The sequence below is a fragment of the uncultured Desulfosarcina sp. genome (genome assembly GCF_963664155.2).
Taxonomy (GTDB): domain Bacteria; phylum Desulfobacterota; class Desulfobacteria; order Desulfobacterales; family Desulfosarcinaceae; genus Desulfosarcina.
This window is the reverse complement of the sequence record NZ_CAXXXH010000001.1, coordinates 2,422,260-2,445,131: the sequence shown is the minus strand read 5'-3', so window position 1 is coordinate 2,445,131 and position 22,872 is coordinate 2,422,260. Positions and strand designations below refer to the sequence as shown.

The following is a 22,872-nucleotide window of genomic DNA, read 5'->3' as shown; positions in this document are numbered from 1 at the left end:
CTATCCCTCCTCTTCGGCCAGCCGGGCTAATGCCTGTTTGTACTCCCCGGGGATCACCTTGACGAATTGCCGTTGCATGGATTCCCGCGCCTCGAGAATCCGCCGGGCTACTGGGCTGCCGGTGAACGCGGCGTGGGCTTCGATGAGGCCAAACAGCTCTTTTTCGTCATCGCCTGCCACCGGCTCCAGATCCACCGATTCCCGGTTGCAGCCGAACTGTCGGAAGCTTCCGTCCGCGTCGTCCAGTACGTAGGCGACGCCGCCGCTCATGCCGGCGGCGAAGTTGCGGCCCGTGGGGCCCAGGACGACCACCCGGCCGCCGGTCATATACTCGCAACCGTGGTCGCCCACACCCTCGACTACGGCCACGGCCCCGCTGTTTCTCACGCAGAAACGCTCGCCGGCCCGTCCCCGGATGAAGGCCTGGCCGGCGGTGGCGCCGTAAAGGGCCACATTGCCGATGATGATGTTCTCCTCGGCGGCAAAGGCGGCTCCGTCCGGCGGCCGGATGGCCAGCACCGCACCGGAAAGGCCCTTGCCGAAGTAGTCGTTGGCATCTCCCTTGACACGCACGGTGATGCCCGGGGCGCCGAAGGCGAAAAAGCTCTGGCCGGCACTGCCTGCTGCGCTGATCAGGATGGTATCCTCGGGCAGTCCTTTTTCGCCATAGCGCTTGGCGATTTCATGACTGAGGCGGGTGCCCAGGGTACGTTGGACGTTGGTGACAGTAAGATCGATGTTGACCGGAAGGCCGCCTTCCAGGGCCGGCATGGCCTGTCGGATCAGGTCGGCATCCGGCGGTGTATGCGCATCGTTCATCAGCCCTTTGGGGATGCACAGCCGCAGGATGTGTGCCGGCGGCACGGGACGGTGCAGTATGGGGTTCAGGTCCAGGCCGCTGGTTTTCCAGTGATCCAGGGTGGGACTGATGTTCAGCCGATCCACCCGACCGGCCATCTCTTCAAGGCTGCGAAAACCCAGCCGGGCCATGATCGCACGGAGGTCTTCGGCGATGAATCGCATCAGCCGGATAAGGTGTTCGGGTTTGCCGGTAAACTTCTTTCTCAGTTCCGGGTCCTGGGTGGCGATGCCTACCGGGCACGTGTTCAGGTGGCAAACCCGCATCATCACGCAACCCAGCGCAACCAGAGAGATGGTGCCGAAACCGAACTCCTGGGCGCCCAGAAGGCAGGCGACGGCAACATCGTGGGCGGTCTTGAGCTGGCCGTCGCACTCCAGTACCACCCGGTCGCGCAGACCGTTTTGCACCAGGGTCTGCTGGGTTTCGCTCAACCCCAGCTCCCAGGGCAGGCCGCCGTATCGGATGGAGGTGAGCCCCGAGGCGCCGGTGCCGCCCACTTCGCCGCTGATCAGGATTACGTCGGCGCCGGCCTTGGCCACGCCGGCAGCCACCGTGCCCACCCCAACCTCGGAGACCAGTTTGACGTTGATGCGGGCTTTGGGGTTGGCGCACTTCAGATCGTAGATCAGCTGGGCCAGGTCCTCGATGGAGTAGATGTCGTGGTGGGGCGGCGGCGAAATGAGGCCCACGTAGGGCGTGCTGTGCCGGGTGGCGGCGATCCAGGGGTAGACTTTCTCCCCGGGAAGCTGCCCGCCCTCGCCGGGTTTGGCGCCCTGGGCCATCTTGATCTGGAGTTCCACTGCGCTGGAAAGGTAGTTGATGGTCACACCGAAGCGGCCCGAGGCGATCTGCTTGATGGCGCTGTTGCGCCAGTCGCCGTTGGGGTCGCGGGTGAAGCGGTCGGCGTCTTCACCGCCTTCGCCGCTGTTGCTTTTCCCGCCGATGCGGTTCATGGCGATGGCCTGGGTTTCGTGGGCCTCTTTGCTGATGGAGCCGTAGGACATGGCTCCGGTTTTAAAGTGCCTGACGATTTCGGTCCAGGGCTCCACCGCTTCTAACGGCACCGGTGTTGCGGAGGGCTTGAATTCAAACCGCCCGCGGATCAGCCCCTCCTTCCGGTTGAGCTCGTCTACCGCCTCCCGGTATTTCCGCCATGCCTTTTCATCGTCCTGGCGCACGGCCTGCTGGAGCAGGGGAATGGTGGCCGGGTTATACTGGTGGGCCTCACCATTCCGGCGCCACTTGTACCGACCGCCGGCGGGCAGGAGCGTGCCGGCAGCGGCTTGCCGCTCAATTCCGGCACAGCGCGCCTTGATTTCTCTGGCGATGGTTTGCATGTCCGCCCCGCCGATGCGTGAGACGGTGCCGGTGAACCACCGATCCGTCACGGATGCATCTAAACCCACGCATTCAAATATCTGGGCTCCCCGGTAGCTTTGAAGGGTGGAAATGCCCATCTTGGACAGGACCTTGAGAATTCCTTTTTTGACGGCGTCGATATAGCGTGTACGGGCCATCTGCGGTCCGCTGCCACCCAGCCGACCTTCATCGGCCAGCTGGTCGATGGTGGCCAGGGCCAGCCAGGGCACAACCGCTCCGGCACCGTAGCCCAGCAGGCAGCAGAAATGGTGAATTTCCCGGACCTCGCCGGTCTCGACGATAAGGCCGCATCCGGAGCGTATGCCGGCGGAAATAAGACCGTGGTGCACGGCGGCGGTGGCCATCAGGGCGGGAATAGGCGCATAGCCGTCGGGGATGTCCCGGTCGGACAGGATCAGCAGCCTGGCACCCGCTTCCACCTGCCGGATGGCATAGCGGCACAAGGATTCCAAGGCGCGGGTCAATCCCTGTCCTTCATCGGCCAGTCGCCAGCAGATGGACAGGTCCGCCGATTTCAGGTCATCGTGGCCCGAGGCCTGGATGGCGGCCAGGTCTGCCGGTGTGAGGAGGGGATGCGGCAGGTGCAGCTGGCGGCAGTGCAGGGGTGTTTCGGCAAAGAGGTTGCGCTCCCGTCCGATGGTGGTGGACAGGGCCGTGACCAATTTTTCCCGGATGGCATCCAGGGGCGGATTGGTCACCTGGGCGAACAGCTGGCGGAAATAGTCGTAGAGCAGGCGCGGCCGCTTGGAGAGGATGGCCAGGGGGATATCGTCTCCCATGGAACCGGTGGGCTCCACCCCTCTTTCGGCCATGGGACCCAGGATCAGCTTGAGGTCTTCGGCCGTGTACCCGAAGCGCCGCTGTTCGACCCGCAGGGCCTCAGTTCCCGGGGGCATCGGAGTCTCCCCCGGAGGAAGGTCTTGCAGGTTTACCAGGTTTTTCTGCAGCCACCGGCCGTAGGGACGCCTGGCTGCCATGGTTTCCTTGATTTCGTCGTCATGGATGATGCGGCCCTGTTCAAGATCCACCAGGAACATGCGGCCGGGCTCCAGGCGCCCTTTGACGGCCACGTTGGCCGGATCTACCGGCAGCACACCGGTTTCCGAGGCCATGATCACCCGGCCGTCCCGGGTCACCGTATAGCGGCTGGGCCGCAGGCCGTTTCTATCCAGCACGGCGCCGACACTGATGCCGTCAGTGAAGGGGATGGCCGCCGGGCCGTCCCAGGGTTCCATCAGGCAGGCGTGGTAAGCATAAAAATCCTTCTTTGTCCGGCTCATGGTGTCGTGATGCTGCCAGGCTTCGGGAACCAGCATCATCATGCATTGGGTCAGGGGGCGGCCGGTGTGCAACAGCAGTTCCAAGGCATTGTCCAGGGTGGCCGAGTCGCTGCCGCCGGGGGTGGAAACCGGAATGAGGTCCGCGATGTCCTTACCAAAAGTGACGTCTCGGAACAGCGGCTCTCTTGCCCGCATCCAGTTGACATTGCCATGAACGGTGTTGATTTCCCCGTTGTGGCACAGGTAGCGGAAGGGCTGGGCCAAGTCCCAGGACGGAAAGGTGTTGGTGCTGTAACGCTGGTGGACCAGTGCCAGGGCGCTGACCATAGATGGGTCGCCCAGGTCCGGGTAAAACGCGCTCATCTGATCCGCCAGCAGCATCCCCTTGTACACCAATGTTTTCGACGAGAGGCTGGCGATGTGAAACAGGGCGTCTTCCGGATCGAACCTACTGCGGAATCGGTTTTCCGCGGTTTTGCGCATTAGATAGAGCTGGCGTTCGAAGGCTGAGGTATCACCGCCGGTGTCGCCTTTGTCCACGAAAGCCATTTCGATCACCGGCATCACCCGTCGGGCCAGGTCGCCGGCGGCCTCCGGATTTACAGGCACCGGTCGCCAGCCCAAAAAGGTCAGCCCTTTTTCTTCGGCGGCGGCGGACAGGATGATTTTGGCTGTCTGGCGACGGTCCTTGTCAGCAGGCAGAAACACCAGGCCGGCAGCATAATCCGATTCGGCCGGGAGGTGAATGAGCATCTCCCGGGCGGCTTGCTGCAAAAAAAGGTGAGGTTTCTGGATGAGGATGCCGGCGCCGTCCCCGGTGGTTTCGTCGCACCCGCAGGCCCCCCGGTGGGTGAGATTCTCCAGGATCTGCAGGGCGTCCCGGATCAGTGTGTGGCTTTTGCGATTTTTGATGTCGCAGACCATGCCCACGCCGCAGGCGTCATGCTCGAATGCCGGGCGGTAGAGGCCTTTTTGGATCGGAGGGAGGGGTGTCGTCATACCGGTTGTGGTCATGGATCGTATCGACTTTCTTTCCAGTCATGTCCAGATGGAATTAACGCATAGGTAAAAAATGCAAGTCATATACCGTTTATGGTATATGACTGGAGTGTTTTGCAAGTCACTTGATCGAGCTGGCTCTCATCCGAAAATACGATTAATTGCCTTGGCTTCAAACGAAAAATGTCTACAAAAATGTAAATAAAAACTTAAAAAACTCATTATTGTTGTTAATTATAGCATGCGGGGCAGCATTTGTATTCGTTGTTGACGGTTTGCCTCCTGAGACTGGACCCGGTACAGGACATGCATTATGTTAATTATTTATACCAGCCCCCCTTTTTGCATGAAAGGCGCAAGATACCAATGACCGGCAAACGGCAAGACCTGTTGAACATGCTCTGTGACCTTAGCGACCTGTCCGCGCTGGTCACCGGCAGTGAAAACATCGAAAATTTTCTGCAGCGTACCGTGGCGCTGGTCTCCGGGCACCTTGGCACGCCGGTATGCTCTATCTACCTGTATGACGAAACGGCCGACGAACTGGTGCTCAAAGCCACCATTGGATTAAATCCGGAAGCGGTGGGTCGGGTACGCATGGGCTCCGGCCAGGGACTGGTAGGCACGGTAATGGCCACGCACCAGCCGGTCTGCGAGGGACACGCCAGTAAAAACCCGCAGTACCGTTATTTTCCGGAAACCGATGAGCTGCCATACGAATCCTTTCTGGCCGTGCCGATCCAAAAGGGTGTGGTCAATATCGGTGTGCTGGTGGTCCAGCATACCGCAGCGGACTATTTTGAGACCAGTGACATCATGGCCTTGAAGGCCACCGGTGCCCAACTGGCTGCGGTTCTTGAAAATGCCCGGTTGCTCATGGATCTGCAGCGCATGTGCAGTATTCCGGAGCGACCGGCAGACGACCTGCGCTTTATTAAAGGACAGAGCGCCTCAGGCGGCTTTGCCTTCGCCCGGGCGACCATCTGGGGAAGGAGCCATGGCCGGCTGGTCGGCGAACCCGATGTGGTCGATAGCGGAACCCTGATCGACTTTCTGCGAGCCGTGAAAAAAACCGGTGAGCAATTGAATGCCCTTCAGCAACGATGTGCCGAGCGATTGCCGGAGAGCGCGGCACTGATTTTTGCCGCCCATTTCATGATGCTCAAGGATCCCAAATTCATCGACCGGATGAAGGCGCAGATCGAGAAGGGGGATCCGGCCAGCCGGGCGGTGCGCGAAGTGGCCCGCTATTACCTCGACCTGTTTGCCGACAGCCCCCATCCCTATATCCGTGAAAAGGTCAGCGATATCGAAGATCTGGCCGGCCGGCTGTTGAACAATCTGGCGCCGCCGTCACCGGATGGCAATGGGGACAGCACCAACCGGGTCGTCGTCGCCCGGGAGCTCTACCCATCGGAACTGCTCAAGCTGGCCGCCGAATCGGTGGCGGGCATCGTGCTGGCCAACGGCGGGGTTACCTCCCATGTGGCCATTATCTCCCGTTCCCTGAAGATTCCCATGGTGGTGGTTCAGTGCCCGGATTTGATGCACCTGCCCGAAGAGACGCCGGTATTGGTGGACGGCGATGTGGGCAATGTCTATGTGGATCCATCGGCGGACATCATTGCCCGTTTCGATGCCCGCAATCAGGCTCGCCAGCAGGTGGCCGCGCAAAAAACCTCGGTTCGGGCAGGCACCACTGCGACCCGGGATGGCACGCGGATTGACCTGATGGCCAACATCAACCTTCTGGGAGAGTTGCCTCTGGCCAGGGAGATGGACGCGGCAGGCATCGGCCTCTATCGGACCGAATTCCCCTTTCTCATCCGACCGTCGTTTCCGTCGGAAACGGAACAATACCTGGTTTATCGGCAGGTGGTGACGGCCATGGGTGACAAGCCGGTGGTATTTCGCACCCTGGACATCGGCGGTGAAAAGACGCTGGCCTTTCCGGATACGACTAACGAACCGAACCCGGAACTGGGCCTGCGCGCCATCCGTTTCACCCTGGCTTACCGGGATATCTTTGAGCAGCAGGTCCGCGCCATCCTGCGTGCCGCCGTCGGTAGCGACTCGGTGGGCATCATGTTTCCCCTGATCTCCTCGCTGGACGATTTTTATCGGGCCCGGCAGGTGGTGCTCGACTGCCTGGATCGGCTCAAGGAAGAAGGGCTGGCGCATAACAACCACCCGGCCATCGGCATGATGGTCGAACTGCCGTCGGTAGTGGAAACCATGGCGGAGTTTGCCGTAGAGGCCGATTTTTTTGCCATCGGCACCAACGATTTCGTCCAGTACATGCTGGGGGTGGACCGCGGCAACAAGCGCGTGGCCGACTACTACCGGCCGGAACACCCATCCGTGCTGAGGGCTCTGGCCCGAGTGGTGCGCGTCGCCGCCGATCATGGAAAACCGATCAGCGTCTGTGGGGAGATGGGCCACGACGAGGCCATGATTCCCTTTCTGCTGGGGATCGGGATCAGACGGCTAAGCATCGACCCCCAGTTAATGCCTGCCGTGCATCAGCGCATTGCCAGCCTGGACATCGACGCCTGTCGGGGTCACGCGGGGGCGCTGATGGCCGCCGCCAGCATCGACGGGGTTCGAAAAATTCTGGCCGATGCCCGAGACCCATACCCATCAATATTTCCGGCATTGATTCATACGGTCTGAATGGTATAGAATCCGACCCGATTGAAGTTTTTGATTCCATACCCTTTTTTTACCACCCCCCATATTGCTCAAAATGATCAGGAACCCTGAGCCATGAGATTGTTTGCTGCTGCAACCGTACGTGCTTTTTTCGTAATTATAGTCATCGGTCTGATCGTTTTCGGTGCCGCCACCCAGGTGTTCTGCGAAGAAACCCTGCCACCGGTCAAAAGTGTTGAAACGTCACTGACGACTCCCAGCCTGGCAGACGTGGTCTACCAGGCTGGGGCCCTGACGCAGAGACTCTCAGCGCTGAAAAGCAGGCCGGATACGTCCGGCAATCTGCAGAAGCTGGAGCAGCGGCTCAAACAGGCTCAGGCAGAGGCCGAGCGGTTCCACAGCCGGCTGAGCTTTTTAAAGGATGAAGATCTGCAAAGCTACCAGCAATTGGCTGCACTCAAAGGGGAGGTCCGCAGCGAAGCCGATGCCGTCAAGCGGGTGGTGGAGTCCCTTTCGGAGGCGATCCGGGAAATGGAGTCGCGTCGCCGAAATTGGCTGGTGGAGAAATCTCGCTGGGAACAATGGCGGTCGCAACTGGGGGCGGATCTGGCCTTAAAGAGCGTCGCCGATGCTTTCGTGCGGGCCAACACGGATATTGACGACGCATTGGATATCCTTTCCCGAAAACTGGAGCCGCTGCTGGCCGTTCAGCAGAAGGCCGGCGATATCGGGGCGAAAATCAGCGGTCTTGCCGACCAGATCGATACTCGAATAGCCCAGCAGCGCGGTGGAACCCTGCGCGGCGGCATGCCGAACATGTTTTCCATCGCCTACCTGCAGCAGCTGATCGACCTGGCCAGCGAACCTTCCCGGCTGATCAAGACCGTGCCCCCCCCGGATCCGTTTTTTTTATCGGAAAAGGGATGGGTGATCGTCATTCAGGTGGTGGTCTTCGTGTTCATGTTTACAGTGATTCGCCGTTACCGGTCGCGCCTGCTGGACAATCCGGACCGCCGGTTCCTGGGTAAACGACCGGTTTCCCTGTCTTTGTTCGTGACCATCTTCACCTTTTCATTTCTTTACGGATCACCGCCGACCCTTTGGCGCGTGTTGATCCAGACAATTGCCGGTGTTGTGACCGCACGGCTGGTGGCGGCCTTTGTCAAAGAGCGCTGGATCAAGCGCGCCATCTACATTTTGATCCTGGTGATGGTCGGATTCCAGGCGCTGCTGATCGCGGGGGTTCCTCCGGCGCTCATGCGCCTGTTCCTCCTGGTCTGGTCTTTGACCGGCATCGTCTATTTCGGGTGGCGGGGCCGCCAAGGGGCAGTTGCCGGCCACCCGGCGGTACGGGTCTGGCTGCTCCGGTTGGTTGTCGGTGTGTTTATTATCATTGCCGTGGCCGACGTCATCGGTTTTGGCAATTTTGCAGTGCAGATCATGGACGGCACCATCCGCACGTCAATATTGCTGCTTATGGGATGGGCTATGCTGCGGCTGATCCGTGTGGCTCTGGAACTCGGCGTCGAGTCTCTGCCCGTAAACAAGTTTGCCTTCCTTCGACAGAATGCGGATGCCATCCTGCGCCGAGTCATTTTTTTCGCCAACAGCGTTATCGTCATATTCGTGGCCGCCAACCTGCTGGTGGCCTGGAAGCTCTACGACATTCCCGTGGAGGCGCTGCAGGCATTTTTCTCCTTCGGAACGACCATCGGCGAGCAGAAAATCACCCTTGGCCTGGTGGTGGCGGCCATCCTGATACTCTACGGTGCTTTTGCTCTCTCATGGGGCCTTCAGGCGCTGCTTATGGAAAATGTGCTGAGCCGTCGTCAAATGGATACCGGTGCCCGACTTTCCATCGTCCGTCTGGTCCATTACGCCTTGGTGCTGGTTGGCTTTCTTGTTGCCCTCTCCGCGCTGGGCTTCGAGTTGAAGAATATTACCATCATCGGCGGTGCCCTGGGTGTGGGCATCGGCTTCGGCATGCAAGCCATTGTCAACAATTTCGTTTCCGGACTGATCCTGCTGTTCGAGCGGCCCATCAAGGTGGGCGACGTGATCCAGCTTAGCGGCGGTCAGCAGGGTCGGGTGACGAACCTGGGATTGCGGGCCACAACGATCCAGACGTTTGACCGGGCGGAGATCGTGGTGCCCAACGGCGACCTAATTTCCGCCCAGGTAACCAACTGGACGCTGGGGGATCGCAGCATGCGGCTGATCATCCCGGTAGGCGTGGCCTACGGCTCGGACGTGGAGACCGTGATGCGGATACTCATGGCCGTGGCCACGGAAAGCGATCAGGTGCTCAAAGACCCGCAACCCATGGTGCTTTTCCTGAATTTCGGCGACAGCTCCCTGGATTTCCAGCTGCGAGTCTGGATTGCCGACTTCAATGACCGGCGCATCATCCAGAGCGCCCTGATCCGGGACATCGACCGGCGGTTTCGGGCCGAAGGCGTGGAGATTCCTTTTCCCCAGCGGGACCTGCATCTGCGCAGCGTGGACGGCAAGGCTGCGGACCGCTTGAAGGATCACCCAAATGCATCGGCCGCGCACCTATCCGATGGCATGGCGCCGGTGCCGGAAAGTACATAGCCTATGAACCCGACCATCGACCTTCTCAAATCCCACCGCTCGATCCGCAAATTTACGGACCGGCAGGTGGACGACCCGACCCTGACCTCAATTATCGCGGCGGCCCAGTGTGCGGCCACCTCTCATTTCGTGCAGGCTTATACGGTGATCCGGGTCAGAGACCCGGAGAAACGCGAGGCCATCGCTCAACTGGCCGGTCCCCAGGTCTGGGTGGCTCGGGCCCCGGTATTCCTGGTTTTCTGTGCCGATCTCAACCGGCTGGAAACCGTTTGCCGACTGCATGATACGGTCATGGAAAAGGGGTGGGCCGAACAGTTTGTCACCGCCACCGTCGATGTGGCCCTGCTGGCCCAGAATGTGCTGATCGCCGCCGAATCACTGGGCATGGGCGGCGTTTACATCGGCGGTATCCGCAACGATCCCCAGACGGTGTGTGACCTGCTGCAGATCCCCGACCAGGCCTATCCGGTTTTCGGCATGTGTCTGGGTTGGCCGGCCCAGGATCCGCCTCCCAAGCCCCGTCTGCCGGTCGAGGCGGTGCTGTTCACGGACCGCTATCCCCAGCAGCAAGAGACCGACATGCTTGCCGCCTACGACCGTACCACCAACCATTACTACCTCAACCGCAACAGCAACCTGAAGGACGAGACCTGGAGCCGCCAGATGGCTGACCTCATGGGCCGGGTGATCCGGCCCCACATGAAGATCTTTCTGGAGAGGAAAGGGTTTTTCCTCAAATAGAGACGTGTTTGTTCAGAAACAGCATCCTACGGCGGTTATGTCATGATTAGCACGTCGCCTGTTTAGAAAGGAGCCATGAAGCGATGAAAACTCTCCATGAAAAGAACCTGCTGCGCCAAAAGGCGTGGGTCGACGGCCAGTGGATCGATGCCGCGTCAGGCAACACCATCACCGTGACCAATCCGGCCGACGGCAGCACCGTGGGTCACGTGCCGTCGCTGTCGTCCGATGAGACGCGCGCCGCCATCACGGCCGCGGACAAGGCTTTTGCCGAATGGCGCCGGACGACGGCCAAGGATCGTTCGGCAGCCCTGATGAAATGGTACGACTTGATAATGGCTCATCAGGAGGATCTGGCCGTAATTCTCACCAGCGAACAGGGCAAGCCCCTGACCGAGGCCAAGGGGGAGATCGCCTACGCGGCATCATTCGTTCAATGGTTTGCCGAAGAGGCCAAGCGGGTGTACGGCGATACGATTCCGTCCGCCAACGCCGACCAGCGCATCCTGGTGATCCGCCAGCCGATCGGGGTCTGTGCAGCCGTGACCCCGTGGAATTTTCCGGCCGCCATGATCACCCGCAAGGCGGCGCCGGCCCTGGCCGCCGGTTGCACCATGGTCGTCAAGCCGGCCAGCCAGACGCCCCTGACCGCCCTGGCCCTGGCCGAACTGGCCCGCCGGGCGCAAATTCCCGCCGGTGTTCTCAATGTGGTGACCGGCTCCGCCGGCGTGATCGGCAGGGAGCTTACCAGCAATCCAACGGTACGCAAGCTCAGCTTTACCGGTTCCACCGAGGTGGGCCGTCAGCTCATGGCCGAGTGCGCCGAAAATATCAAGAAAATCTCCCTGGAGCTGGGTGGCAACGCCCCGTTTATCGTCTTCGACGACGCCGACCTGGACAAGGCCGTTGAAGGGGCCATGATTTCAAAATACCGCAACTCGGGCCAGACCTGCGTGTGCGCCAACCGCCTCTTCGTCCAGAGGGGCGTCTACGATGAATTCGCCAATCGGCTGGTGGCCACCGTTGAAAAGCTCAAGGTAGGCAGCGGCCTGGAGCCCGGTGTGCAGCAAGGGCCGCTCATCGACCAGGCCGCCTTGGACAAGGTAACCCATCACGTAGAGGATGCATTGGCCAACGGCGCGACCCTGCGTACCGGTGGAAAGCCCCATGCCCTGGGCGGCACGTTTTTCCAGCCTACCGTGCTGACCAACGTGAATGCCGACATGAGCGTGGCCGTCAACGAGACCTTCGGTCCGGTGGCACCGCTGATTCGCTTCGACGACGAGGCCGATGCCGTGCGTATGGCCAACAACACCATCTACGGCCTGGCGGCCTATTTCTATGCCCGCGACATGGGCCGCATCTTCCGCGTCGCCGAAGACCTGGAATACGGCATGGTGGGTATCAACACCGGCCTGGTCTCCACCGAGGTAGCGCCCTTCGGCGGGGTGAAGCAATCGGGCATCGGCCGGGAGGGGTCCAAGTACGGCATGGATGAATACCTGGAGATGAAGTATTTGTGCTTGGCGGGGATCGACCGGTAGGGGATGAGGCTGTCGTCAACAGGTTCGAAATTCGGAGAAAACGGGGGCGGCGAAATTAGATCTGTCCTGAGCGCTACCCCCCTGATCAAATTTCCCCAAAAGGTTTAATGCGTCAAGCAAGGGAGCCGGGTCCGCAAAATTTCCTCGTGGCTGGCCAATGAACGTTAAAGGCCGTATGGGAGCTTGGATCTCATCATCTTCTTCCGGTCAATCTTGCGCCCGTCAACAATGAACGTTCCGTCGCCAACAGCGTGAACCGTGCGCTTCTCTTTGCGCGTGGTATCAATGCAAGCGGCAACTGCCTCTAACACGATAATGTTGTGCTTTTTTACGATGTCGATGACCTTGCACTCTATGTTGGCGAGGCACTCCTTGATCAAGGGCGACCTGACGACTTTGCCCTGCACAGGCGTGAGCTTGAACTTGGCAAACTTGTCTGTGTCTTTCCCGGAGCAAGTCCCTATACCGACCACCTTATCCAGCATGTCAACCGTGGGAATGGCAATGACGCACTCCCTATTTTTTTGCAACGCCGCGAAAGAGTGATTCCACTCACCCGTGGTGATGGCGAATACCGGAGTGAAATCCATCACCATCGTCCAGGAGATAGTCATGATGTTGTCTTTCTGCCCATCATGGGTCGTCACAAGGACAACAGGCCCTGATTCGATCAGGGTAAAGGCCTTGTTCAGTTTCAACTCACGCATGAGAGCACCTCGTGATTTTCAGAGCCAAAAATCGCATTATAAGCGTAACGTTATTTTGTCCTTGCCATCAAACCATCCTATATCGCAATTTTTGAGGCCAAAAATCTTAATATTGGGTGTATTTTGGCCCTCTCCTGAAACAATTATGATTTTATTTTAAATAGTTGGCTTGGCCCGCCCCGACTCCCCTTGGCCCGCCCCGACTCCCCTTGGCCCGCCCCGACTCCCCCGATAAGGCGTTACAGCTTCGTGCGCGTCTTTGTTGCAGATAATGTAGGCATGTTGCACCTCGATGTTTTTTAAAAAAATCACGCTATAACATGCATATTGTCAAGGTCCGTTTTTCAGCCAACCGGTCGGGGTGACCGGGCATTTCGACCGCTTAAAATCACGCCCATACCTAGTGCCCGTCCATAGTTGGCCAATTTGTCTGAATTCTGGACGGGCAGTGCCTGGCTATTTAATATGCGAGATTTTCCACTTTGGCGATTAGTTTTGCGCCCCGTATGCGCGCCAGCATTTTGGCAACAACCTCGATGTCGTTGTCGAATGACCCATGGGCGAGTCTGATCTGTCCAGATCCGGTGGGAACGTACTCGCGCCGTTTGTCATGCAGGCGCAGTGACATTCCTGCTGCAATTTTTGACCAATCCGCTAAAGCTCTTTGGATAACGGGTTCTTGGGACCATTGGTCTTCCGGCGCTCCGCTAGCATTCCAGGCCCACGCCATGCCGAGGAGCGGCATCTTGTGGCGGGACTCCAGCGCACGGCTGACCAGATAGAGCAGCGATTTGCCATAGGGGCCAACGGTGTCGGCCCGTTCACGTTCATCATCCATGATGTCGACATGAACGTTGTTTGAGCTGAGTTTCTTCGTTTGAATGGCCGAACCATAATGCTGGTTGGCAAAGCCGATCGTGCAGGCCGGCGCGAATAGTGTCAGGGTGCTGGTGGATAGGCTTTTATCCATCAATGAGAGCAGGTGGCCAAGGACGATGGCGCCGGCGGAATGTCCGGCGAGATGGATTTCAAGTTTTGGTAACTTCTTTTTAAGCTTAAGCAGGCAGGCCGCCAACAGATCGGTTCCCGCACCGTGTTCGGCCGCAGCCGCAGCGTTCTGCTTCATTTCGGTCCACAACGGTTTGACCAGAAGATTCTCGCAAGCCGCCTCAATGGAACGGTCACGCATTTCCGCAGCCGCTTCTTTGATCTTATCGATGACGCCTTCGTCGCGCATCTTGGGCGTACTGCTGAATATTTTGCGCACGGAGTCTGCCAGCATACTGCCGATGCTTTCCAATGCCCCGGTCTTCCAGGTGATAAACAGCGGATAGATGCCATTGGCGAGAAAGTATGGGGCAATCATGCGGATGCGCCTGATGGAAGCGGCTTCGTTGTTGAGGCCGCCGTGCGCGTATACGGCAAGCTTGCGCGGATGCTGTGTGGCCTGCGCGTCAAACCAGGCCCGGGGCCGGCTGACACATACGTCCTCGGCGGCTGTAAACGCATTTTCCGCACTGACGATGCGGTGGATGGGCACCCCATTGTTGCCCAGCACAAGCGTATACCGGTAGGCCTCATCCTCGGTCAACGGCCGGACCTTTTGGTTCCGATACGGGAACCCGGCTCCCGGCTCCTTGTCGGTTCCGGCCGACCCGGCCTGGAAAGCCGCCAATTCGCGCAGCGAACGGGAACTGAAGGTTGTCGGGGATGCGGCAGCATACATGGGCGCCCCCATAACCGCGACCCAGGCGTCGCTGCCGTTGCGAACCCAGTCCTCATAGCCAAGGATGGCGAAACCATGGTAACCCCAGTCCCCACCCCAGGAATTCTGCACGATGAATCCATCCTCGGTATAGCCGACAATGGCAAAGGCATGGCCGCCGACGTTCTTGGCATCGAAGTGAATTTTCTTCAGCTTCGTCGTCTTTTTAAGATACCAGCCTTTATGAACATTGGCCGAGCAGTAGATCGCACCCACTTCGCAGACCGCTGATTGCAAATCGTTGATGCTGCGTTTGTCGACCCGATAGTAGGCACCCAGCGGTCGGCTGGCCGCATCCTGTTCCCAGTTGTCTTGCGGAGAAACGAAGGCGATTTCGCCGTTGATGTTTCGATACGGCCAAAACAGGTCGCTGCACACACCATGACGATGCCAGCCCTTCATCGCCCCCCGGCAGCTGGATCCCTCGTAGTCTTCGCCAGCCCACTCATCGTACAACTGCGCCATATGATAGAGCATGCGTGGGCTGACAACGTTCAGCTCCTGAACGTCAAAGCCGTTGTTCTTCCATTGAAGATAATTGATCACCGCCGCCAGGCCGAAGCCGGTGCAGGCCCCTTCGGCACCCTGGTCCAGCACGAAGTGCTTGGCATAGGTCGGCAGGTGTTTGCCCATCGCTTTAAAGTCCGGATAGCTGGCCGGCAGCGATACCAGTTTGGGTTGGTATTCGCGGTCGCGTAGATCGATCCGGTCAGGGCGGGCATCGAAGGTGCGGTTGTTGCAGGTGCGCGTAGGCATGATGGACCTCCTTGATTGCTAAAGATGTTAAAAATCGATGGAAATAAAGTCTACATCAACCATGCTCACAATTGATTCTTATTTGAATTGAACAAAACCTTCTCAATCAAGCAGTTGCCGGTTTGGTTGGCGCGTGCAATCCCAGCAGCATTGCGTGCAGAACTGTATGGAAAAACGAATCAGGAAGCTGAATAGCGAGGGAATACATATATAAAAAAACAGCATTGCCGGCCTATTGTCAACGGGAAAAGACCAACGCATTTATCCAAATCAAAACTCTATGGAATCTTCCAGCATCCAGGGTATTGTGTTTGCCTCAGTCCTTTTGCGGCCTATGCGCCGATTGTACGCTTGGCCTGACCGACCCGCACTCAGTTGCATGGCCTTGGGTATGGAGTCCTTGCCATTGTCGGCGAAAACAATCAAGTGAATATGGTTGGAAGAGACGATGAAATTCAGAATGGACAACCGGTAGCGCTTTTTCGCTTCATAGAACAACTCAATCCAGCGAGTGCGATCTTTGGAAAGCTTAAATGAAATGTCGGTTTGCGTGTGCCATTGACCAGTCTTCCGCTTAGAATGCAGTTTTTGGCTCTAAAACCGAACGGCTAAGACCATTTTGGGGGCCATAGTTTAATGTTATTTTATATGAAAACAATAGGTTGTCTGGGCGTCCCCGGTTCTCCCCCGGCTCTCCGTTCTTGGATGACTACGCTAAAATTTGTCCGGCGGCCGCCTTGCGAACATTTTGGTACAGTCTCTGGGTTTCCTCGGAAGGAGGAACGCCCAAATCGTTTTCCAGGATTTGGCAACAGGTCTGGTAATGGCCGACGGCCTTGGCATAGCGGCCCAGGTGAAAACAGCAACGCATCATTCGCTGATAAAAAGTTTCTTCGAATGGGTCCACAGCGAGGCCCTTTTGATAGACGGACAGCGCCTGGTTGTATTTTTTAAAGGCTTCCAGGCACTGGCCGAAATTGATCAGCAAGCGCACGAACGTCTTTTTCAGGTGTTCACGTTTAGTCGTCAGCCATGCCTGTTCGTACTTTTCTCCTGCCATAAACTCGCCTCGATAGAGAGACAATGCCTTCCGGTAGTGAGTCAAGGCCCTATTCAGATCCTTGGTCTGATGGTATCGGGCTGCTATGGTGCAATCGTTTTCGAATGCGATCGCATCGATCCACCAATCACCGGCCGGCAGGGACAACTGCCCATTGTTTAAACGAACCGCCTCTGGATCCCCCACCAGCCGGCGCAGCCGGTTGAGGGTCGTGGACAGGGCGCTGGACCCGCTGTTCCCGTCGGCATTCGGCCACAGGTCGTCGATGATCGTTTCGACGGCATCCGGGGATGGGGTGCGGGTGATGACATGCTTGAGCAGCGCAAGGGGCTTTTGCGGGGTCTTGCCGTTGAAAGTCAACGCGTGGCCGTGTTTTTCGATATTAAACTCGCCCAGGGTGCGAACCCTGAACGGCCACGGCCACTGATTGGTGTCGTTAACCCCTTCCGGTGGGGCGATGCGATGGAGAAAAATCAATTCTTTGACATATGCGGTTTCGATATGGTGTTGCATCGCTGTTGCCGCAACCCAGCGCCATAGCCGTGGTACGCCCCACCAGATCATGTTTACATAGTTGTTCCGTTGTCCGATGGTTAATCCCTCGCGAAGATAGCGCAATGCTCGCGGAGATTGCACCCGGGCGGCGAAGTAGCCCTTGATCAGCAGAACCATGAACCGATAAATAGCGCTTCCGGTTTTACGAGACCAGCGTCCCACGCGTGTAATCTCTCGCCAGGCCTGCTCTTTTTCGTTGTTTTCAAACAGGCAGAAAGCCAGCTGAATTCGGCACACCAGGGATGCCAGTACGTATCCGGTTTTGTCCGACACCTCGGTGGCCTTGCGTGCGTGGGCAAGCGCCTTGTGTGCGTCACCCCATTGCAGCTGGTACCATCCGGAAAAATGGTGATAAACCGAGTGGCCATGGTAGTGGGATTCATCCAGCAGGGCCTCCAAGGTGCCAATACTTTGTTGGGCCCGGATCTTGTCACCCATCGTCATGGCGACATAGGCCTCCAGAAACACAAGCGTCTGGGCGGTGAAATAAAGGCCGCTACGTCCGGCGCTTGCCAATGCCGCCCGGATCTCCCGGGGCGCGGTTTCAAGCCGGTTCATGGTGGCGGTTCGTATGGACAGATCCAGCCATTGCCAATGCAGGGTCAGTGAGGGCAGCCGGTCGGCATGATCTGCCGCTAACTGTTTGAATTCGTTTAATGAAACGCCGGCGCGGCCGAAGTTTCCCATCCAGGCAAAATAGGTGATGGTCCAGACGGTTGCGCGCAGGATCAGATCGATTTCGCCGCTTTGGCGTGCCAACCCAATGGCCTCGTCGACGATTGTTAACAGCTTCGAATCCTGAGGCCGGCGAATCAACATGGCGACGGCCAGGCTGACCGTAACCCGGGTTTTAACACCCGAGTCGGAAAAATGATGCGCCTGGTCTTTAAAGTTGCAGTCGTACCAGCGCAGCCACCGATCCAGCCGGGCAAAGAAGTGCCATTCGTAGACGATGCTGTCCACGATACCGGACCAGGCCAGCAGGCAACCGTCGGCATCGCCGGTTTTTTTGAACAGGAAGAGTGCCCGGCCCAGTTTCTTCTGGGCTTCGGCCGGTTGGGTGAATTGCAGGCAGATTCCCGACCAGTAGCAAAGCCAGGGATGGCGTCGAACCGAGGCGGCCGGCAGGCCGTTCAACCAATCGGCCAGCGTGCTGTGGCAACCGCGGCTGATCAGAATCCCGGCATGCCGGAGAATGAAGGTGGTCAGCTTATCCCTGTCACCGGCCCGGACCAGCAGCCCGGCGGCCTCCTCCAGATGGCCGCGCCCGGCCAGGATGCCAGCGGCGGTATTTCGGAGTCCATCCACTTCGGCGGCACTGAAATAGGCAGGGTTTTGGTCGATCAAAAACTGCCGCCACAGCATGTGGTAGCGATAGTCGGGTTCTGGTGCATCCGTTCGTTCAATGAACAGGTGCTTGCGGTTCAACGCCTCCAGGATGCGTTCGGCGTTGGCGTTTTGGGTCAGCAGAGCGGCATCTTTGGCCGACATCTGGGGCAAATGGGCCGTCTTCAGGAAAAACTGCTGAATATCGGCAGGCTGCCGATTGAACAATTCGACGGCGAAGTAGTTGAACAGTCCGGTGGGCAAGGCCGATGTCTGCTCAAAGGACGCCGCCGTCACCGGGTGCCGGTCCCCTGCCAAAAGGACGATTCCAGCCGCCCACCCTTGGGTCCGGGTATGCAGGGCGCCCAGGGTTTGTTCGTCCATCACCCTGCCGGAGAGAAGGGTCACGAATTGCTTTGTTTCAGACCGGTTAAACCGCAATTCCTCGGCATGAATCACGCTTAACCGGCGTTTGGCTTTGAGCACTGCCATTTCCGGTGGCGGATCGCTGCGGCTGATGACCAGAATCCGGACTTGAGGTTGAACGGCGGCGAATCCCTTTTTGAGCAGGGTGTGAAGGGGTGATTGCCGTTCTATCTCTTGATAATCGTCGAAGACCACCCAGATTGGTTTTCTCAGTTCGGCGGAGAGCTTTTCGAAATAGACCTGTGCAAAGGCTTCCCCGCCTGGCGTGTTCTCCGGTGTAAACATCGGCAGGGACCGCTCCCCATTGTCGAAGTGGCTGCCGGCAGCGCGGCTGAGATTCTGAAAAAAATAAGCCGGATCGCTGTCACCCTCATCCAGACGATACCAGACATATGCGTAATGGTTGTGCGTGAGATAACTCAAGGTATAAGTGGTTTTGCCTGATCCGGCCATGGCGGACAGCCAGGTGACGGTGTGAGATTCTGTTTCGTCAAGGTACCTGAACAATCGGGAACGTAAAATGATCTTAGGGAGCGTAGGGGCGGTAATTTTGCTGATGGAGGCGGTATGCTGATTCATGGGGCACAGTACCGGCTTTTCAGGAGATTGGTTTCAGCTTTTATTGGGTGATAACACATTCGTTGATGAATGACAAATTAATCGGTGACACATCTGTGACCTGCGCCATGGTATGAAATAAAAACCGTTGCCATATTCCGTAATTGTGCAAACACCGATGCCTATGAAGCACTCGCTCAACTGATAGAAAGTGAACATTTCGCTAAAAGGAGAAAGAGATGCTGACCCGTCGATTGGCCTGTATTCGGAGAATCGTACCCTTTCTAGTGGCACTGATTGTCCCCTTGTTTCCATCCCATGCAGCGCAATTCACCGCCGATCTGACCATCACCACACCCCGGGAGAACTTTGTTTACGACCTCAAGGTTAAGGACAACCTTATCCGTCTCGAAAAGACCCAGGGTCCCATGACGGTTCCGCCTTTTCCCACCATCTACAATCGACTCACCGGCGTTACCTGGGGACTCAACCCGCCGTTGCGCCAGTATGTGGAGGAGACCGATCCGGTCAAAACCATGCTGATGAATCCCGTCGTGGGATGGGAATATATGCGCAAGGATATGACAGGTACCCCGGCCGGGACGGAGACGGTGGAAGGGTATCCCTGTGAAATTATGGAATACAGAGCAGCAGGTAACGATCGCGTGGCATCCAGGGTGTGGGTATCTCCGGATCTTACGTTCACCGTTAAAGAGGTTTCCTATGCGTTAAACGGCAATGCCACCATGGCGCTCAGGAACATCAAGGAAGGTCCGGTTGATGAGGCCCTTTTCAAGATTCCGTCGGGATACACCAAAGCCGGCCCGGCAGCGGATTCGTCGGATCGTAAATCCCAAAAACCAGTCAAGGCCAAAAAGCCCTTATCCACGAGCGTGCTGATCAAACCCACGTCGGCCCATGCCATTGGCCTGGAGCCGGATCGGACCATTACCATCACGGCTATCGGCGACGATGCCGGCGGTGCACCCTCAACGGCCGACATGAAAGTTCTTGCCAAAGATAAAAGTACCATCATTTCCGAAAAAGTTTCCCTGAAAAATGGCGAAACAAAAACCTGGGAGGTGCCGGCGGAGAAATTACCCTACGATCTCTACCTGAACGGCGGGAAAGGCCAGGTTCGCTTTACGGTGGAACAGCGGAGCGACGCTCCGGCCGGCGAAACGAAAGTGCTTCCAGTTAAGGTGAATGAGAAATCCAAGGCGGCTCCGCCGTCTGCCGCCGCTTCAGGCAATATTATCTTCATTCTCGATGCCTCGGGTTCCATGTGGGGCCAGGTGGAGGGCACGGCCAAGATCGCCATTGCCAAAGAGGTTCTTACCGGCCTGATCCGGGACCTGCCGGACGATGCCGTGGTCGGCCTGGTGGCATACGGCCACCGCCGCAAGGGCGACTGCGACGACGTGGAAGAACTGGTTGCGTTGGGGCCGCTGGACAAAGAGAAGATGGTGGGGCGGATACAGGAACTGAGTCCTAAGGGCAAGACGCCCATCAGTCGCTCGGTGCGCCTGACCGCCAAGCGCATCAAACATCTGGAGGACGAGACCACCATCATCCTGGTTTCCGACGGCAAGGAAACCTGCGACCCGGATCCCTGCGGCCTGGTGAAGGAACTCAAGGCGGCCGGAATTAAATTCGTCATGCACGTCATCGGCTTCGATGTCACCGAAGAGGAGCGGGAGCAGTTGGAATGTATGGCCGAGGCTGGAGGAGGCAAGTACTACACCGCAGGAAACGCGGGTGAATTTCTGGCGGCGGCCCGGGAAGTGGTGGAGACGCCGACGTTCACCGGAGGGTATTTAAAAGTAACAGCCCTCAAGGAAGGCAGCCCCTTCGATGCCTATGCCGACGTGATCCGCCAGAGCGACAACAAGGGCATGGGCGGCCAAAACACCTGGTACCGGCAAAAACCGGCCGAGTACAAGCTGGTTCCCGACACCTATGTTTTAAAGGTGACGGACCGGTCGTTGACGCCTTTTCAGACGCAGGAGATCCGGGACATCGAGATCGTCTCCGGCCAGACCGTGGAAAAGACCGTGACCTTCGGCGGCGCCGGCATCCTGCGCATCACCGCCGTCAAGGAGGGGCAGCCGTTCGATGCCTATGCCGACGTGATCCGCCAGAGCGACAACAAGGGCATGGGCGGCCAAAACACCTGGTACCGGCAAAAACCGGCCGAGTACAAGCTGGTTCCCGACACCTATGTTTTAAAGGTGACGGACCGGTCGTTGACGCCTTTTCAGACGCAGGAGATCCGGGACATCGAGATCGTCTCCGGCCAGACCGTGGAAAAAACAGTCGATTTTATTGTCGGTGGCGTTTTGAGAATCACGGCAACGCGAAACGGCCAGCCGTTCGATGCCTATGCCGACGTGATCCGCCAGAGCGACAACAAGGGCATGGGCGGCCAAAACACGTGGTACCAGAAAAAGCCCGCCGAATACAAGCTCGTGCCCGGCACCTACGCTTTAAAGGTGACGGACCGGTCGGTGACGCCCTTTCAGCATCAGGAGATCCGTGACATCGAGATCGTCTCCGGACAGACCGTGGAAAAAACAGTCGATTTTATTGCCGGTGGTGTTTTGAGAATCACGGCAACGCGAAACGGCCAGCCCTTCGAGGCTCAAGCCTCTGTGTACCGCCAGGACGACAACACAAGCATTGGCGGCAAGAACACCTGGTACCAGAAAAAACCGGCTGAATACAACCTGGTGCCGGGTGTTTACTACCTGAAGGTTCACGATAGAAAAACTAAGGAGGAAAAAGAGGTTCGCGACGTTGAAATCATGCCCGGACAGTCGGTGGAAAAGACCCTTGCTTTTTAATGGCTTCCCATTGTCGCAGAATCCTAAAAAACAAAGATGAGGCTGAACAAATGCAGACACCCCCGAAACCCCCACCGAATATGCCCAAACGCATTCCAACCGATTCGAATGTCAAACCAACTGGTTCATTGGATGTGAACCGCAAAACCGCCAAGAATCTGCTCTTCCTTGTTCTGGGAATGTTCGCCGCGGGTGTTTGCCTGATCGCCTGGGGCGGGTATGAAATCAAGGGTTCCCGGGAGAGCGGCAGCTGGCCCAGCACCCAGGGCACCATCACTTCTTCCGGAATGAGTAAACGCACCACCCGGGATTCGAATCACCGCACCCGGACGACCTACTATCCGAAGATAGGCTTTCACTATCAGGTTGACGGAAGAAAATATGCCGGCTCACGAATCCAATTCGGCACGGGCGAGACGGGCGGAAGCATGAAGTGGGCCCAGAAAGTTGTGAACAAATACCCAACCGGGAAAAAAGTAAACGTGTACTACAATCCCCAGGAGCCGAATTACGGGGTCCTGGAGGCCGGCACCACGTGGCGGTCGATTATTTTTTTACTGTCCGGAATACTCTTTTTCGTTGTTGGTGTTTTTTGCTTGAAAGCTTATTTGAGGGACAGGCGGAAAGCGAGACCGTTATGAACAGCGACCCGATTTCTGGGAACCAGCGGCATGTTAAAATTCTGTCAGGATAAAAAACCGCTTGAATATGGGGGAAATATGAAACCGGTCATTTTTGTTTATCTGTTTTTTGTTACTTTTTGTGCAGCATTATCTCTCACGACGACCCCGCTTTCCGCAAGCACGGTATCTAGTCCTTCCTC

Annotated in this window: 11 protein-coding genes; 6 read left to right on the top strand and 5 right to left on the bottom strand. The window is 57.7% G+C overall.

Annotated features, from left to right (window positions below; genetic code table 11):
- Entirely contained in the window at positions 1 to 4,536 is a 4,536-nt protein-coding gene (gene gltB, locus ACHZBS_RS11160) for a glutamate synthase large subunit (protein WP_394707982.1), read from the bottom strand.
- Positions 4,537 to 4,887: 351 nt separating this feature from the next.
- Here gltB and ptsP point away from each other — a divergent pair, with 351 nt between their 5' ends.
- The 4 genes from ptsP (at position 4,888) to gabD (ending at position 12,053) form a co-directional block, all read left to right on the top strand.
- Positions 4,888 to 7,194, top strand: a complete 2,307-nt coding sequence (gene ptsP, locus ACHZBS_RS11155; RefSeq protein ID WP_319406582.1) for a phosphoenolpyruvate--protein phosphotransferase — start codon at positions 4,888 to 4,890, stop codon at positions 7,192 to 7,194.
- A 93-nt stretch (positions 7,195 to 7,287) separates the two neighbouring features.
- Complete coding sequence (locus ACHZBS_RS11150; RefSeq protein WP_319406581.1) at positions 7,288 to 9,768, top strand: mechanosensitive ion channel domain-containing protein; 2,481 nt, start codon at positions 7,288 to 7,290, stop codon at positions 9,766 to 9,768.
- Between the two features lie 3 nt (positions 9,769 to 9,771).
- Positions 9,772 to 10,509, top strand: a complete 738-nt coding sequence (gene nfsA, locus ACHZBS_RS11145) for an oxygen-insensitive NADPH nitroreductase (RefSeq protein WP_319406580.1) — start codon at positions 9,772 to 9,774, stop codon at positions 10,507 to 10,509.
- Positions 10,510 to 10,592: 83 nt separating this feature from the next.
- A complete protein-coding gene (gene gabD / locus ACHZBS_RS11140; protein WP_319406579.1) occupies positions 10,593 to 12,053 on the top strand; it encodes an NADP-dependent succinate-semialdehyde dehydrogenase in 1,461 nt (486 codons plus the stop codon).
- A 164-nt stretch (positions 12,054 to 12,217) separates the two neighbouring features.
- On the opposite strand, the gene ACHZBS_RS11135 is transcribed toward gabD, so the two are convergent.
- The 4 genes from ACHZBS_RS11135 to ACHZBS_RS11120 all read right to left on the bottom strand — a co-directional run bounded on the left by ACHZBS_RS11135 (position 12,218) and on the right by ACHZBS_RS11120 (position 19,227).
- On the bottom strand, positions 12,218 to 12,760 hold the full coding sequence (locus ACHZBS_RS11135) for a flavin reductase family protein (protein ID WP_319406578.1): 543 nt from the start codon (positions 12,758 to 12,760) through the stop codon (positions 12,218 to 12,220).
- A 460-nt stretch (positions 12,761 to 13,220) separates the two neighbouring features.
- The gene (locus tag ACHZBS_RS11130; protein ID WP_319406577.1) at positions 13,221 to 15,281 is read right to left on the bottom strand and encodes a C1 family peptidase; all 2,061 of its coding nucleotides are present in this window, start codon (positions 15,279 to 15,281) and stop codon (positions 13,221 to 13,223) included.
- Positions 15,282 to 15,551: 270 nt separating this feature from the next.
- A complete protein-coding gene (locus ACHZBS_RS11125; RefSeq protein WP_394708042.1) occupies positions 15,552 to 15,821 on the bottom strand; it encodes a transposase in 270 nt (89 codons plus the stop codon).
- A 169-nt stretch (positions 15,822 to 15,990) separates the two neighbouring features.
- Positions 15,991 to 19,227, bottom strand: coding sequence for a BTAD domain-containing putative transcriptional regulator (locus tag ACHZBS_RS11120; protein ID WP_319406576.1), 3,237 nt, complete (start codon positions 19,225 to 19,227; stop codon positions 15,991 to 15,993).
- Positions 19,228 to 19,445: 218 nt separating this feature from the next.
- On the opposite strand from ACHZBS_RS11120, the gene ACHZBS_RS11115 reads away from it, so the two are divergent.
- Positions 19,446 to 22,049 (top strand): VWA domain-containing protein, encoded by a 2,604-nt coding sequence (locus ACHZBS_RS11115; protein ID WP_319406575.1) that lies wholly within the window; start codon positions 19,446 to 19,448, stop codon positions 22,047 to 22,049.
- 50 nt (positions 22,050 to 22,099) lie between these two features.
- Positions 22,100 to 22,690, top strand: coding sequence for a DUF3592 domain-containing protein (locus tag ACHZBS_RS11110; RefSeq protein WP_319406574.1), 591 nt, complete (start codon positions 22,100 to 22,102; stop codon positions 22,688 to 22,690).
- Positions 22,691 to 22,872: the final 182 nt, after the last annotated feature.

Excerpts from the sequence above, each read along its gene's own strand:
- gltB (WP_394707982.1), bottom strand. The coding sequence starts at position 4,536 with ATGACCACAACCGGTATGACGACACCCCTCCCTCCGATCCAAAAAGGC.
- ptsP (WP_319406582.1), top strand. The coding sequence starts at position 4,888 with ATGACCGGCAAACGGCAAGACCTGTTGAACATGCTCTGTGACCTTAGC.
- ACHZBS_RS11150 (WP_319406581.1), top strand. The coding sequence starts at position 7,288 with ATGAGATTGTTTGCTGCTGCAACCGTACGTGCTTTTTTCGTAATTATA.
- nfsA (WP_319406580.1), top strand. The coding sequence starts at position 9,772 with ATGAACCCGACCATCGACCTTCTCAAATCCCACCGCTCGATCCGCAAA.
- gabD (WP_319406579.1), top strand. The coding sequence starts at position 10,593 with ATGAAAACTCTCCATGAAAAGAACCTGCTGCGCCAAAAGGCGTGGGTC.
- ACHZBS_RS11135 (WP_319406578.1), bottom strand. The coding sequence starts at position 12,760 with ATGCGTGAGTTGAAACTGAACAAGGCCTTTACCCTGATCGAATCAGGG.
- ACHZBS_RS11130 (WP_319406577.1), bottom strand. The coding sequence starts at position 15,281 with ATGCCTACGCGCACCTGCAACAACCGCACCTTCGATGCCCGCCCTGAC.
- ACHZBS_RS11120 (WP_319406576.1), bottom strand. The coding sequence starts at position 19,227 with ATGAATCAGCATACCGCCTCCATCAGCAAAATTACCGCCCCTACGCTC.
- ACHZBS_RS11115 (WP_319406575.1), top strand. The coding sequence starts at position 19,446 with ATGCTGACCCGTCGATTGGCCTGTATTCGGAGAATCGTACCCTTTCTA.
- ACHZBS_RS11110 (WP_319406574.1), top strand. The coding sequence starts at position 22,100 with ATGCAGACACCCCCGAAACCCCCACCGAATATGCCCAAACGCATTCCA.